General features: G+C 64.5%; 15 protein-coding genes. 11 read left to right on the forward strand and 4 right to left on the reverse strand.

From position 1 onward, the window contains the following. Positions 1-10 precede the first annotated feature (10 nt). Positions 11-1,405 carry a class II fumarate hydratase gene (gene fumC / locus DES45_RS05195; protein ID WP_114768941.1) on the reverse strand — a complete coding sequence of 465 codons (1,395 nt, stop codon included), beginning with the start codon at positions 1,403-1,405 and terminating at the stop codon, positions 11-13. An 88-nt stretch (positions 1,406-1,493) separates the two neighbouring features. Between fumC and DES45_RS05200 the strand changes: the two genes are divergently transcribed. Continuing rightward, positions 1,494-2,891: a cytochrome P450 gene (locus DES45_RS05200; protein WP_114768942.1), complete on the forward strand. Its 1,398-nt coding sequence runs from the start codon at positions 1,494-1,496 to the stop codon at positions 2,889-2,891. Between the two features lie 30 nt (positions 2,892-2,921). Here the strand turns inward: DES45_RS05200 and DES45_RS05205 are convergent, their stop codons facing one another. Continuing rightward, a complete protein-coding gene (locus DES45_RS05205; RefSeq protein WP_114768943.1) occupies positions 2,922-3,530 on the reverse strand; it encodes an SspB family protein in 609 nt (202 codons plus the stop codon). A gap of 363 nt (positions 3,531-3,893) precedes the next feature. Between DES45_RS05205 and DES45_RS05210 the strand changes: the two genes are divergently transcribed. The 10 genes from DES45_RS05210 to DES45_RS05255 all read left to right on the forward strand — a co-directional run bounded on the left by DES45_RS05210 (position 3,894) and on the right by DES45_RS05255 (position 11,244). Continuing rightward, positions 3,894-4,718 carry a thymidylate synthase gene (locus DES45_RS05210; RefSeq protein ID WP_114769433.1) on the forward strand — a complete coding sequence of 275 codons (825 nt, stop codon included), beginning with the start codon at positions 3,894-3,896 and terminating at the stop codon, positions 4,716-4,718. A 35-nt stretch (positions 4,719-4,753) separates the two neighbouring features. Then, positions 4,754-5,311, forward strand: coding sequence for a DNA-3-methyladenine glycosylase (locus DES45_RS05215; protein WP_281024063.1), 558 nt, complete (start codon positions 4,754-4,756; stop codon positions 5,309-5,311). Between the two features lie 92 nt (positions 5,312-5,403). Then, entirely contained in the window at positions 5,404-6,243 is an 840-nt protein-coding gene (locus DES45_RS05220; protein ID WP_114768944.1) for an EcsC family protein, read from the forward strand. Between the two features lie 17 nt (positions 6,244-6,260). Next, complete coding sequence (locus DES45_RS26305; RefSeq protein ID WP_425374263.1) at positions 6,261-6,524, forward strand: periplasmic nitrate reductase, NapE protein; 264 nt, start codon at positions 6,261-6,263, stop codon at positions 6,522-6,524. A 12-nt stretch (positions 6,525-6,536) separates the two neighbouring features. Then, a complete protein-coding gene (locus DES45_RS05230; RefSeq protein WP_114768945.1) occupies positions 6,537-6,830 on the forward strand; it encodes a 4Fe-4S dicluster domain-containing protein in 294 nt (97 codons plus the stop codon). Further along, positions 6,827-7,084, forward strand: a complete 258-nt coding sequence (locus DES45_RS05235; protein ID WP_114768946.1) for a chaperone NapD — start codon at positions 6,827-6,829, stop codon at positions 7,082-7,084. The genes DES45_RS05230 and DES45_RS05235 overlap by 4 nt, the downstream gene beginning before the upstream one ends. A gap of 4 nt (positions 7,085-7,088) precedes the next feature. Further along, a complete protein-coding gene (gene napA, locus DES45_RS05240; protein ID WP_114768947.1) occupies positions 7,089-9,608 on the forward strand; it encodes a periplasmic nitrate reductase subunit alpha in 2,520 nt (839 codons plus the stop codon). Next, positions 9,605-10,075, forward strand: a complete 471-nt coding sequence (locus DES45_RS05245; RefSeq protein ID WP_114768948.1) for a nitrate reductase cytochrome c-type subunit — start codon at positions 9,605-9,607, stop codon at positions 10,073-10,075. The genes napA and DES45_RS05245 overlap by 4 nt, the downstream gene beginning before the upstream one ends. 1 nt (position 10,076) lies before the next feature. Next, positions 10,077-10,694: a NapC/NirT family cytochrome c gene (locus DES45_RS05250; protein WP_114768949.1), complete on the forward strand. Its 618-nt coding sequence runs from the start codon at positions 10,077-10,079 to the stop codon at positions 10,692-10,694. 4 nt (positions 10,695-10,698) lie between these two features. Continuing rightward, positions 10,699-11,244 (forward strand): DUF4142 domain-containing protein, encoded by a 546-nt coding sequence (locus DES45_RS05255; protein WP_114768950.1) that lies wholly within the window; start codon positions 10,699-10,701, stop codon positions 11,242-11,244. Positions 11,245-11,266: 22 nt separating this feature from the next. On the opposite strand, the gene DES45_RS05260 is transcribed toward DES45_RS05255, so the two are convergent. Both DES45_RS05260 and nirK read right to left on the reverse strand, forming a co-directional pair. After that, complete coding sequence (locus tag DES45_RS05260; protein WP_114768951.1) at positions 11,267-11,653, reverse strand: hypothetical protein; 387 nt, start codon at positions 11,651-11,653, stop codon at positions 11,267-11,269. Positions 11,654-11,732: 79 nt separating this feature from the next. Continuing rightward, entirely contained in the window at positions 11,733-12,845 is a 1,113-nt protein-coding gene (gene nirK, locus DES45_RS05265; RefSeq protein WP_114768952.1) for a copper-containing nitrite reductase, read from the reverse strand. Between the last annotated feature and the right edge of the window lie 133 nt (positions 12,846-12,978).

Raw genomic sequence — 12,978 nt, forward strand, 5'->3', positions numbered from 1 at the left:
GATGCCGGCCTTACTCGCCCGGAGACAGCATGGTCTCGGGACGGACGACCGCGTGGAAGTCCTCCTCCGAGACGCCGGCCTTGAGGGCTTCCTCCTTCAGGGTCGTGCCGTTTTTGTGGGCCGACTTCGCGATGGCGGCCGCCTTGTCGTAGCCGATCTTCGGAGCAAGCGCCGTGACCAGCATCAGCGAGCGCTGCATGAGGTCGCCGATGCGCTCGTGGTTCGGCTCGATGCCGACGACGCAGTGATCCGCGAAGCTGACGGCGCCGTCAGCGAGCAGACGGATCGACTGCAGCACCGCGTTGGCGATCACCGGCTTGAACACGTTGAGCTCGAAATGGCCCTGACTGCCTGCGAAGGTGACCGTCGTCTGGTTGCCGGCGACCTGGGCGCAGAGCATCGTCAAGGCCTCGGCCTGGGTCGGGTTGACCTTGCCGGGCATGATCGACGATCCGGGCTCGTTCTCCGGCAAGGAGATCTCGCCGAGGCCCGAGCGCGGGCCGGACCCCATCAGGCGGATGTCGTTGGCGATCTTGAACAGGCCTGCCGAGAGGCTCGCCAGCGCGCCGTGGGTGAAGACCAGCGCGTCATGGGAGGCCAGCGCCTCGAACTTGTTGACGGCCGAGGTGAAGGGCAGGGCGGTCAGCTCCATGACCTTGGCGGCGAAGCGCTCCGCGAATTCCGGGTGCGCGTTCAGGCCGGTGCCGACGGCCGTGCCGCCCTGGGCGAGGGCGTAGATGCCCGGAAGCGTCGCCTCGATGCGGGCGATCCCGAGCTGGACCTGCATCGCGTAGCCGGAAAACTCCTGGCCGAGGGTGACGGGCGTCGCGTCCTGGAGGTGCGTGCGGCCGATCTTGACGATGTCCTTGAACGCCTTGGCCTTGTCGTCCAGCGCCTTGTGCAGGTGCCGCAGGGCCGGCAGCAGGCGGTCGTTGACCTCGCGGGCCACCGCGATGTGCATGGCGGTCGGGAAGCTGTCGTTCGACGACTGGCCCATGTTCACGTGGTCGTTCGGGTGAACCGGCTTCTTGCTGCCGCGCTCGCCGCCCAGACGCTCGATGGCGAGGTTCGACAGGACCTCGTTCATGTTCATGTTGGACTGGGTGCCCGAGCCGGTCTGGTAGACCACCAGCGGAAACTCGTCATCGTGCTTGCCCTGGATGACATCGGCGGCGGCGCTCGCGATGGCGTCTGCGAGGCGCGGATCGAGCTTGCCGAGATCCTTGTTCACGAGGGCGGCCGCCTGCTTCACGATGGCCATCGCGTGGACCAGCGGGAGGGGCATCCGGTCCGTACCGATGCGGAAGTTCTGGATCGAACGCTGCGTCTGGGCACCCCAGAGCTTGTCGGCGGGGACTTCGATGGGGCCGAAGGTATCTGTTTCGATACGGGTTGAGGGCGACATCCTGACCTCTTTCGATGGAGTTTCGTGTTCTTATCTCAAAGTTGAGCGCTCGCAACAGCGAACGAGCATGGAGGCCTTGCAAAATCTCATGACCGAGACCCTCGAAGCGCCTCTTTTCCGACCACCCGCCCCCAAGCCCCGCACCGAGCCTCTGGGAATGATCGCCTTCCTGAGAGAGGTGCGCCGAAATCCCCTGGCCACCTGGATGGAGGATCATTTCGAGGAAATGGTCCTGGCCGGCGACGGTGCCCTCGGGCGGCTGACGGTTGTCAACGACCCGGCGATCATCCGGCACATCCTCGTCGACAATGCCGCGAACTACCGCAAGGACGACCTCCAGATCCGCATCCTCGCGCCTGGCCTCGGCCGCGGCCTCGTGACGGCCGAGGGGGAAGAGTGGCGGCTTCAGCGCCGCACGATCGCTCCCCTGTTCACCCCGCGCAACGTGGCCACCTTCTTTCCGCCCATGGCCGAGGCTGCCCAGCGTCTCGTCAGGCGCTGGCTGAGACGCCCGGACGGGCGCGTGGTGGACGTCGCCCTCGACATGACCCGCGTCACCCTCGACGTGCTCGAACGGACGATCTTCACCACCGGCGTCGCGCGCGATCCGGATGCGCTCGGGCGCGCCATCACGCGCTATTTCGAAGGGCAGGGGCGGGTTGATCCGCTCGATATCTTCGGTTTCCCGGCATGGATTCCGAGAATCGGGCGCCTCCGCTCCCGGCCTGCCGTCCGGTTTTTCGAGGAGATGGTCCACGACCTGATCGATGCCCGAAAGGCGCTGATCGCCAACGGCCGGCCTGCGCCCCGCGACCTGCTGACCCTGCTGCTCGAAGCGGCGGATCCCGAGACCGGAAAGGGGCTGACCGACGTCGAGGTGAGGGCCAACATCGTCACCTTCATCGGGGCGGGGCACGAGACCACGGCCAATGCGCTCTCCTGGTCGCTCTACCTGCTGTCGCAGGATGAGAGGGCTCGCGCGCGGATCGAGCAGGAGGTGGACGAGGTGCTGGACGACGGCCCGGTCGAGCCGGGGCACCTGGAGCGTCTCGTCTATACGCGGGCCGTGATCGACGAGGCGATCCGCCTCTATCCGCCGGCGCCCTACATGAGCCGGGCCGCCATCGCGGACGATCAGATCGGAGATCTGCACATTCCGGCCGGATCCATGGTGGCGATCTCGCCCTACGTTCTGCACCGGCACCGGAAGCTCTGGGAGGAGCCGGACGCCTTCAGGCCCGAGCGCTTTCTCCCTGAGAACCGCGGCCGCATCGACCGCTTCGCCTATCTGCCGTTCGGCGCCGGGCCAAGGGTCTGCATCGGCGCGAGCTTCTCCCTGCAGGAGGCCGTGATCGTTCTGGCCGCCATCGTGCAGTCCGTCAGGTTCGAGCTTGTGGAAGGGCACGAGGTCGCGCCCGTGCAGAGGATCACCCTGAGGCCGAGCGGCGGCCTTCCGATGCGGCTGACGCGCCGCGCAAGGACGTGAGGACAGGCGGAGCGAAGGCCTGCCGTCCGGTCAGTTCTTCTTGCGGAAGGCGTCGAGGCTGACGACCTCTGCGCTGCCCGGCTGCCCTTCGCCGGCCTCGGTCTTCTGCGGAGGAGCCGCTTCGGCCGTGGCCTCGGCGGGGGCGGGCTTCACCTTGTCGGGTTCAGCCTTCTTCTCGGAAGACTTGCGGGGCTGCTTCAGCTCCACAGGAGCCGTATCGCCGGTGCGGACCGGCGCCGGGGCCGGCGGAGCCTCCACGATCTCCTCCTCGTCCTCATCGTCCTGCGTGTCGAACTTCAGCCCGAACTGCACGGAGGGGTCGAAGAACCCTGTCAGGGCGTCGAACGGGATCAGCAGGCGCTCCGGCACGCCCGAGAAGGACAGGCCGATCTCGAAGGCATGCTCCGTGATCCCGAGGTCCCAGAACTGGTGCTGGAGAACGATCGTCATCTCCTGCGGGTACTTCTCGCGCAGGCGATTGGACAACCGGACACCGGGGAAGTCGGTGCGGAACGAGATGTAGAAATGATGTTCACCTGGGAGACCGTCCTTCGCGGTATCGATCAGCACCTTGCGCACGACGCCCTTCAGGGCGTCCTGAACCAGGAGATCGTAGCGGATCAGGTCTTTCACGGCCATAGGGAAGCCCTTGAGAAAAGAAAATGGAGACTTCTGTCGCCAGAGGCCTCCGGATCTGTCCGGCGAGGAACCGCCAAGACTTCGAACCGGCTTCGGATCCTGGAGTTCAGGCTCTGACACCGGAGCGTCAAAACAATTCCGGCCTCGCGGCCGGTCAAGATAGTATAGGAAACGCAGAGGGAATTTGAAAGGGCGGGGGACAAACTCGGCGGTGCGATCGTCTGTCCGTTGAAAAACCGCAGGGTTCGGTATCCTTCGCCCTTCGGCGCTGTTATCTAGGCGGTTTGGGACATGCCCTGACGACATGCGTGCATCCGTGGAGCATGTCCCGCGTGCACACGGGATTGTGGGAACGGCATGATCATGGAACAGGCAACGACCAGCTTTCACCCCGAGCAGCAGTATCTCGACCTGTTGCGGATCCTGCTCGAGCGCGGCGTTCGGCGCGAGGACCGGACCGGGACCGGAACCCTGTCGATCTTCGGCCATCAGATGCGGTTCGACCTGTCGGCCGGCTTTCCCCTGCTCACCACCAAGCGCATCTACTTCAAGGGTTGCGCTCACGAACTGCTCTGGTTCCTGAGCGGGGACACGAACACCCGCTACCTGCGCGAGAACGGCGTCACGATCTGGGACGAATGGGCCGACGAGAACGGCAATCTCGGTCCGGTCTACGGCAAGCAGTGGCGCGCCTGGGAGGCCAAGGACGGCCGCACCATCGACCAGGTCGCGGAACTCGTCCAAGCCCTCAAGCAGAACCCAACGAGCCGGCGGCTGCTCTTCACGGGATGGAACGTTGGCGAGCTCAATCGCATGGCGCTGCCGCCGTGCCACATGACCTATCAATATTACGTCGCGGACGGTCGCCTGTCGGGGATCCTCTACCAGCGCAGCGCCGATGCCTTCCTGGGCTTGGGCTGGAATCTGTGCGAGGCGGCTCTGCTGATTCATATGCTGGCGCAGCAGGTCGGGCTGGAGCCCGGCGAACTGGTCTGGATGGGCGGCGACGTTCACCTCTATCTCAACCACATCGATCAGGCCCGCATCCAGCTCGAACGGGAGCCGCGGGATCTGCCGACGCTGCGCCTCCTGCGCAAGCCGGCGTCGATCGACGAGTACCGGTACGAGGATTTCGAGCTCGTGGGATATCAGCCCCATCCGTCCATTGCGGCGCCTGTGGCGGTCTGACGGCGGGCCCGGACAACCTGCCGGAGCGCCAGGTCGTGATCGTCAAGAAGCTGCCGCGAGGCTTCTTCGCCAGGGATGCCGTCACGGTTGCGCGTGACATGATCGGGACGACGCTTCTCGTTGATGGCGTCGGCGGCATCGTGGTCGAGACGGAGGCCTATACCGGAGACGATCCGGCGTCGCACAGCCATCGCGGGCCGACGGCGCGCAACGCGCCGATGTTCGGGCCGCCCGGGCACGCCTATGTCTACCGCTCTTACGGCATCCATTGGTGCTTGAACGCCGTGTGTCTTCCCGGCAGCGCCGTGCTGATCCGGGCACTGGAGCCGACAGTCGGCGTGGAGATCATGGTGTCGCGGCGCGCAACCGACGATCCGCGCCTTCTCTGCTCCGGTCCCGGGCGCCTGTGCCAGGCTCTCGGGGTCAGCATGGCTCACAACGAATTGCCCCTCGACGAGCCTCCGTTCGACGTATTCGACCGGACCGCAGAGCTGCCTGTGGCTGTAGGCGTCCGCATCGGCATCACCCGTGCGATGGACATGCCCTGGCGGTTCGGCCACTCGGGGTCGCGCTTCATCAGCCGGAAGATGTGAGAAACTCTCCAACCCAGTCGTTGAGCCGGGCGAGGTGTTTCTGCCGCCAGGCGTACCTACATAACGTCCTTAGAGCCGGAGGCGTTTGGGTGATGGCCGAGATCATGCCCGTCGAGAACGGGAGCACGTTGCCAGAAATCGACATGACGGAGGAGGACCGCGAGGCCCTCAGGAAAGCCGTGCAGGTGCTCGAGGGGTCGAGCTATGTCGGGAATCTCTCGCGCCTCGCCGGCCGACCGATCGAACTGCTCGGCCAGGCGCTTCCGCAGGCAGCCTCGGACATGGTGTCCCGTGCCACAGAGGCAGCGCTGAAGCGCGCCCTGCACTATGCGCTCAAAACGATCCCGAGGGACACGGCGAAACCCGAGAAGGGAATTCACAGGGCGCTCGCCGCGATGTCCGGCGCGATGGGCGGTGCGCTCGGCCTCTCGGCCGTGCTAGTCGAGCTGCCCATCTCCACGACCATCATGCTGCGGGCGATCGCCCGCATCGCGCAGAGCGAGGGAGAGGATCTTGCCGATCCGGAAACGGCGCTCGCCTGCATCGAGGTTTTCGCACTCGGCGGCCGCACGGGTTCGCAGCACCTGCACGAGAGCGGTTACTTCGCCGTTCGGACCGCACTGGCGCGATCGGTGACCGGCGCCATCCATCAGGTCGCCGGGCGCGGGGTCATCGACGAAAGCGCCTCGGCGATCGTCCGCCTTCTAAGCCAAATCGGTACCCGCTTCGGCATGGTGGTATCGCAGAAAGTCGCCGCGCAGGCGGTGCCGGTGCTGGGTGCACTCGGCGGCGCAGCGGTCAACACGGCCTTCATCGATCATTTCCAGGCGCTCGCGCGAGGTCATTTTACCGTGCGGCGCCTTGAGCGGACCTATGGCAAGGTTCCCGTGCGTGTTGCATACGATCGGATACGGTCCGGCGAGAGGTCTTGACGCCCGAGCAATGCCGCATGATGCTCGACCATTATCGAGAAGACTCCTGCAAGCGAGGAACATTTTCTGGCTTCGGGCGTTTTGCGATTTCCATCTCTCTGGTCCGAATCTCGCCAATGCAATCCAATTTGATTGAACCCGGCAGGAAGAAGCGTGAGGCCATCACCTTTCTGGTCCTTGCCGTCCTGATCTGGCCCTTCATTGCGGTCGGGGTCGTGGCAGGATGGGGGTTCATCGTCTGGATGTACTACCTTTTCACAGGCCCCCCAGGGCCTGTGTGAGGAGATCTGACGATGGCGGAGGGACCGGATCTCACGCGTCGCAACTTGTTCCTGGGTCGGGCTGCCGCCGAGCCTCGGGCCGTTGAACCCATCATCGCTGTCATTTCGCAATCCTGTCTTGCCCTGCGCGGCGTCGCCTGCATGAGCTGCCGGGATTCCTGTCCATCGGGCGCCGTGCGTTTCGAACTTGCACTGGGAGGTGCGCGTCCGCGCATCGATGCCCATGGCTGCACCGGCTGCGGCGAGTGCGTCCGAACCTGCCCCGCCGACGCCATCCGCATCGGACCCCACGAGGAGGCATCATGAGCCGCGAATGTCACATCTCCAGCCTCGTAGTCCACAGCCGGCCAGAACGGATCCCGGCGATCATCGAGCGGATTGCCGGGGTCGAAGGCGCCGAGATTCATGGCGGCCAGGAGACCGGCAAGCTGATCGTCACCCTCGAAACCGAGACAGAGAATCAGGTCGTGGAACGCATCAACGCGATCCAGCTTCTCGACGGCGTCCTCGCCGCCACACTCGTGTTCCATCACTTCGAGCCTGTCCAGGAGCGGGAATAAAGCCATGGATCTCACACGCCGGACCCTTCTCAAGACCCAGGCCGCCACAGCCGCTGCCGCCGCCGCGAATGTCGTGCTTCCCGCAAGCGCGCAGAACATCCCCACCGGGGAGGACATTCAGCTGCAATGGTCTAAGGCCCCGTGCCGGTTCTGCGGCACGGGCTGCGGCGTCATGGTCGGCGTGAAGGATGGCCGTGTGGTCGCCACGCACGGCGACATGAAGGCGGAGGTCAACCGAGGCCTCAACTGCGTGAAAGGCTACTTCCTGTCCAAGATCATGTATGGCAGCGATCGGCTCACCCAGCCGCTCATGCGCATGAAGAACGGGCAGTACGCGAAGGACGGCGAGTTCCAGCCGGTGTCCTGGGACCAGGCCTTCGACGAGATGGCCAGGCAGTGGAAGCGCGTCCTCAAGGAGAAGGGGCCGGAGGCGGTCGGCATGTTCGGGTCCGGCCAATGGACGATCTGGGAAGGCTACGCGGCGTCCAAGCTGATGCGGGCGGGCTTCCGCACCAACAATCTCGACCCGAACGCCCGCCATTGCATGGCCTCGGCGGCCGTCACCTTCATCCGCACCTTCGGCATGGACGAGCCCATGGGGTGCTACGACGATTTCGAGAATGCCGACGCCTTCGTGCTGTGGGGCTCGAACATGGCCGAGATGCACCCGATCCTCTGGACGCGGGTGACCGACCGGCGCCTCAGCCATCCTCATGTGCGGATCGCGACCCTGTCGACCTACGAGCACCGCACCACCGACCTGTCCGACATGGCCCTGGTCTTCAAACCGGGCACGGATCTCGCGATCCTGAACTACATCGCGAACTATCTCATCCAGAACAACGCGGTGAACCGCGAGTTCATGGACAAGCACGTCAACATCCGGATGGCCAACACGGATATCGGCTATGGCCTGCGGCCGGACCACGTCTTGGAGCAGCGGGCGCAGCACGCGAATGACGCGCAGGTCTCCCAGCCTTCGAACTTCGAGGCCTACGCAAAGCTGATGAGCGAGTACACGCTCGAGCGCGTGTCCGAGCTGTCGGGCGTCTCGAAGGAGAAGCTGGAAGCTCTCGCCAAGCTCTATGCCGATCCGAAAACCAAGGTGATGTCGCTCTGGACCATGGGCTTCAACCAGCACGTTCGCGGCGTCTGGGCCAATCACATGGTCTACAATCTGCACCTGATGACGGGGAAGATCTCGGAACCCGGCAACAGCCCGTTCTCGCTCACCGGCCAGCCGTCCGCCTGCGGCACGGCGCGCGAGGTCGGCACCTTCGCCCACCGCTTGCCGGCCGACATGCAGGTCAACAATCCGGAGCACCGCAAGCATGCGGAGGAAATCTGGAAGCTTCCGCACGGATTGTTGCCCGAGAAAGTCGGGTATCACGCCGTGCAGCAGGACCGAATGCTCAAAGACGGCAAGCTCAACGCCTACTGGATCATGTGCAACAACAACCTCCAGACGGCGCCGAACACCAACAACGAGACCTATCCGGGCTACCGCAATCCGTCGAACTTCGTGGTGGTGTCCGATGCCTATCCGACCGTGACCGCCATGGCGGCTGACCTGATCCTGCCGGCCGCCATGTGGGTGGAGAAGGAGGGCGCCTATGGGAATGCGGAGCGCCGCACCCATTTCTGGCACCAGCTCGTCAACGCACCGGGCGACGCCCGCTCAGACCTGTGGCAGCTCATGGAGTTCTCCAAGCGCTTCACCACCGATGAGGTCTGGCCCAAGGAAATCCTGGATGCCAACCCGGAATACAAGGGAATGAGCCTGTTCGACGTGCTCTACGCCAACGGGGAGGTGAACAAGTTTCCCGTCTCCGAGCTCGATCCGGCCTATGAGAATCGGGAGTCGAAGGCCTTCGGCTTCTACGTCCAGAAGGGGCTGTTCGAGGAGTACGCCGCCTTCGGGCGCGGGCACGGCCACGATCTCGCGCCCTTCGAGGCCTACCATCAGGTTCGGGGGCTCCGCTGGCCGGTGGTGGACGGCAAGGAAACGCTGTGGCGCTACCGCGAGGGCCTCGATCCCTACGTGGAGAAGGGCGCGGGAATCCAGTTCTACGGCAACCCCGACAAGAAGGCGAACCTCGTCGCCGCGCCCTACGAGCCGCCCGCCGAGGTCCCGGACAGCGAGTACGACCTCTGGCTCGTGACCGGTCGCGTGCTGGAGCACTGGCACTCAGGCTCCATGACCCTGCGTGTTCCCGAACTCTACAAGGCCTTCTCCGGCGCGGTGCTGTTCATGCATCCCGACGATGCCGCCAAGCGCAATCTGCGGCGCGGACAGGAGGTCCGCATCGTGTCCCGGCGCGGCGAGATCCGTAGCCGTGTTGAAACGCGAGGTCGAAACAAGATGCCGCCGGGCGTGGTGTTCGTGCCCTTCTTCGACGCGAGTCAGCTCATCAACAAGGTTACGCTCGACGCGACGGACCCGATCTCGAAACAGACCGACTTCAAGAAGTGCGCCGTCAAGGTCGTTCTGGCGGCCACCGCCGATGCGGGAGAGCGCCCATGAGACGTCTTGCCTTCGCGTGTCTGCTCAGTCTCGTGCCGTGCCTGACGGCCGGCGTGATCCTTGCGCAGGAAGCTCCCCGCCTGCGCGGACCGGATCCCTTCACCAAGGAGATTCCGGCTCCGCCCATGCAGCGGCAGGTTACGAACGACGTCCGCGTCCGCCGGAACTACCCGGATCAGCCCCCGGTGATCCCGCATGCCATCGAGGGCTACGCGGTCGACCTGAATGCCAACAAGTGCATGTCGTGCCATGCACGCAAGTTCACGGAGCAGAGCCAGGCCCCGATGATCAGCGTCACCCATTACCAGGACCGGGACGGCAACACCCTCGGCGGGCTTGCGCCGCGCCGCTACGTCTGCGTGTCCTGCCACGTGCCGCAGACGACGGCGAGCCCGCTGGTGGAGAACAGGTTCACCGATATGGACGCGCTGACCGAACCCGAGCGTCAGCCTGCACGAGGGCGTTGAGATGGCTGCCGGAATCGCACGCGCATGGGATTGGTTCTGGGCGAACCCGTGGATCAAGACCGCCACCCGGCCACCGGTCTATTTGAGCCTCGCATTCCTCACACTCGGCGGTTTCGTGGCGGGCGTCGCCTTCTGGGGGGCGTTCAACACGGCTCTGGAGGCCACGAACACGGAGAAGTTCTGCACCAGCTGCCACGAGATGGAATCGAATGTCTTCGAGGAGCTGAAGGGCACGATCCACTTCACCAACCGGTCCGGCGTGCGGGCAACCTGCCCCGACTGTCACGTGCCGCACCAGTGGACGAACAAGATCGCCCGCAAGATGCAGGCATCGAAGGAGGTCTGGGGGCACATCTTCGGCTCGATCGACACGAGGGAGAAGTTCCTCGCCCTGCGCAGGCACCTTGCCGATCGCGAGTGGGCCCGCATGAAGGCGAACGACTCCCTTGAATGTCGAAACTGTCACAGCTCCGAGTCTATGGACCTGACGAAGCAGAACCCGCGGGCGGCCTCCGCTCACGAACGCTTCCTCTTCACGGGAGAGAAAACGTGCATCGACTGCCACAAAGGCATCGCTCATCGTCTGCCCGACATGTCGGGCGTTCCAGGCTGGCAATAGTCTCATGAAGCCTCGGACCCTTCTGGCGACCTCTTGCGTCGGCATTGCCCTTGCATTTGCCGTCCCGCTGGCTTTCGCGCAGGGGCAGGGCGCTCCGGCGGCCTCTGCACAGACCCGCACCATCGAGCCTCGGGAGTTTCTGAGGCTCGCCTACAGCTCCGCAAGCCTTCAGGGGCAGATCGCGCAGCTGGCCGCAAGCCGGGACACGCGTCCCGAAGTCAAGAGTTTCGCGACGGCCGCTACCGAGTTCCGCACGGGACTCCTGAAGAGGATCGAAGCTTTCGCGGGGGAGCAGAAGCTCTCATTGCCGAACGTCAAGGAGTTTGAGCATCAGGTGATCGTGGAGAACCTGGAGCCTCTCGACTACCTCGCCCTGAGCCGACGCTACGCGGAGGTCCAGATGCAGGCGCTCGACCAGGAGGTCACGATCTATCAGGCCGCCGGTCGAAGCCCCGATCAGGGGGTCAAGAGCTTCGCCGATCAGGTGCTGCCCGAGCTGCAGCAGCAGCAGGCCGGAGCCCGGAAGATGTTCGACGCCGTCAAACCGTGAGCGAGGCCGGGAGTTTGCCGCCTCATGAGGCACTTCGATCGCTTAAATCAAGGTTCCGGGCTCGAAGCATATCGTCGGCCCCACGGGCGGCCGCGATCTTGATGTCCTCGAACAGAAGCGCAATTTCCTCGAACACGCTGAGATCCCTCTCGTCTGAGCTCACCGTGTCGAGTTCTCCGACGAGCTCGAGGAGCGCCGCAATGCGCTCCGCCTGATGTCGGGCATCGAGAATGAGGCCGCGGAGCTGCCGCCGAGTCTCCAGTGCCTCGAAACGCTGCAGCGCCGCATCGAGCTTGCCTCGGCAACCGCAATCCAGATCGAGCGAACCCACGACAGCGCGCACGCGCGTCAGAAGACCGGACGACGTAGCATTGCGGGCCGTCCCCTCCCGACCGCCATCCTCTCTCATCCTACGTTCCTTTCCACGACGACGTCGCAAAAAGCCCGGGCGTGCCCGGGCTTTGTCTTTTGCGGCATGTTCTTAGAGTTCAGTGGCCTGCGCTCTGAGCCGACCGCTGAGGGTTGTAGTCCTTGAACACCGTCGGGTTGTCCTGGCCTTCCACCTGCAGGATCCCAGCCAGACCACGCTCCACCCGGCTCAGGGCGTGATCGACCAGAATGTAGTTGCCGGGCACCTCGAGCTTCAGATCCACGACGCTCGCTCCGCCAGGAGGGGTCGTGATCGTCTGCACGTCCTTCAGCGGCGCTGCGGTCAGCGAGCCCATGGTATAGACCTTGTCGAAGATCTCCCCGATCACGTGGAACGACGAGGTATAGTTCGGGCCGCCGACGCCGAAGTACACACGCACCGTCTCGCCGACTTTCGCCTTGAGCGGGTTCTTCTTCAGGGCTTCCGTGGTGCCGTTGAAGATGAAGTACTCGGGACGCTCGCTGACGAGCTTGTCGTAGCTCTCTTCGAGATGGCCCTTGGTGCCGAATGCCTGCTCCGTGTAGATCTCGCCCTGCATGACGTAGAACTCACGGTCGACCTTCGGCAGTCCTTCCTCGGGCTCGACGAGGATCATCCCGTACATGCCGTTGGCGATGTGCTGGGCCACCATGGGCGTGGCGCAGTGATAGACATAGAGGCCGGGATTGAGCGCCTTGAACTCGAAGCCGCGGCTCTCGCCCGGAGCGGCCTCTGTGGCCTTGGCGCCGCCGCCGGGGCCGGTCACGGCATGGAAGTCGACATTGTGCATCATCACGCTGTCGTCGTGGTTCTTGAGCGCGACCTCGACGGTGTCCCCGACCTTAACTCGGATGAACGGGCCCGGAACCTTGTTGTTGAAGGTCCAGTAATGATAGGTCGTGCCGTCGGCGAGCTGTCCGGTGACCTCGGTCGTTTCCAGGTTGACCTTGATGCGCTGGGGACCGCGCTTGCCGATGGGGCCCGGCAGGTCGGTGGGATCGCGCACAACGTTCACAGGTGCCTCCGGCGTGCCGGCGACTGCGGTGTGGTTGTGAGCCGGGGCGGAAGCTGCGGCCATTTTGGCCTGTGCGAATGCAGGCAGCGGCTGTGCGAGCAGAGCGGCGGCGGTCAAAGCCAGGGTGGCGGCGCTGGCAAGTAAGGGCCGGCGGGCCAGGATCTTCAGGGCGGTCATCGTACTCTCCTTTCAGGCGACCGGCGGGCGGACCGCTTCCGTCCGTCTGCGGTATGGGAATTTTGTACGATGAAGCTGGGTCCTCTTATTTGTCGCAGTGCAAATAACTCGTCGAAACCGGATGGAAATCGAA

It is taken from the genome of Microvirga subterranea, assembly GCF_003350535.1.
In the GTDB taxonomy this organism is placed as follows: Bacteria; Pseudomonadota; Alphaproteobacteria; order Rhizobiales; family Beijerinckiaceae; genus Microvirga; species Microvirga subterranea.

Coding starts and splice junctions, on each gene's coding strand:
- fumC (WP_114768941.1), bottom strand. CDS start 1,405: ATGTCGCCCTCAACCCGTATCGAAACAGATACCTTCGGCCCCATCGAA.
- DES45_RS05200 (WP_114768942.1), top strand. CDS start 1,494: ATGACCGAGACCCTCGAAGCGCCTCTTTTCCGACCACCCGCCCCCAAG.
- DES45_RS05205 (WP_114768943.1), bottom strand. CDS start 3,530: ATGGCCGTGAAAGACCTGATCCGCTACGATCTCCTGGTTCAGGACGCC.
- DES45_RS05210 (WP_114769433.1), top strand. CDS start 3,894: ATGGAACAGGCAACGACCAGCTTTCACCCCGAGCAGCAGTATCTCGAC.
- DES45_RS05220 (WP_114768944.1), top strand. CDS start 5,404: ATGGCCGAGATCATGCCCGTCGAGAACGGGAGCACGTTGCCAGAAATC.
- DES45_RS26305 (WP_425374263.1), top strand. CDS start 6,261: ATGATGCTCGACCATTATCGAGAAGACTCCTGCAAGCGAGGAACATTT.
- DES45_RS05230 (WP_114768945.1), top strand. CDS start 6,537: ATGGCGGAGGGACCGGATCTCACGCGTCGCAACTTGTTCCTGGGTCGG.
- DES45_RS05235 (WP_114768946.1), top strand. CDS start 6,827: ATGAGCCGCGAATGTCACATCTCCAGCCTCGTAGTCCACAGCCGGCCA.
- napA (WP_114768947.1), top strand. CDS start 7,089: ATGGATCTCACACGCCGGACCCTTCTCAAGACCCAGGCCGCCACAGCC.
- DES45_RS05245 (WP_114768948.1), top strand. CDS start 9,605: ATGAGACGTCTTGCCTTCGCGTGTCTGCTCAGTCTCGTGCCGTGCCTG.
- DES45_RS05250 (WP_114768949.1), top strand. CDS start 10,077: ATGGCTGCCGGAATCGCACGCGCATGGGATTGGTTCTGGGCGAACCCG.
- DES45_RS05255 (WP_114768950.1), top strand. CDS start 10,699: ATGAAGCCTCGGACCCTTCTGGCGACCTCTTGCGTCGGCATTGCCCTT.
- DES45_RS05260 (WP_114768951.1), bottom strand. CDS start 11,653: ATGAGAGAGGATGGCGGTCGGGAGGGGACGGCCCGCAATGCTACGTCG.
- nirK (WP_114768952.1), bottom strand. CDS start 12,845: ATGACCGCCCTGAAGATCCTGGCCCGCCGGCCCTTACTTGCCAGCGCC.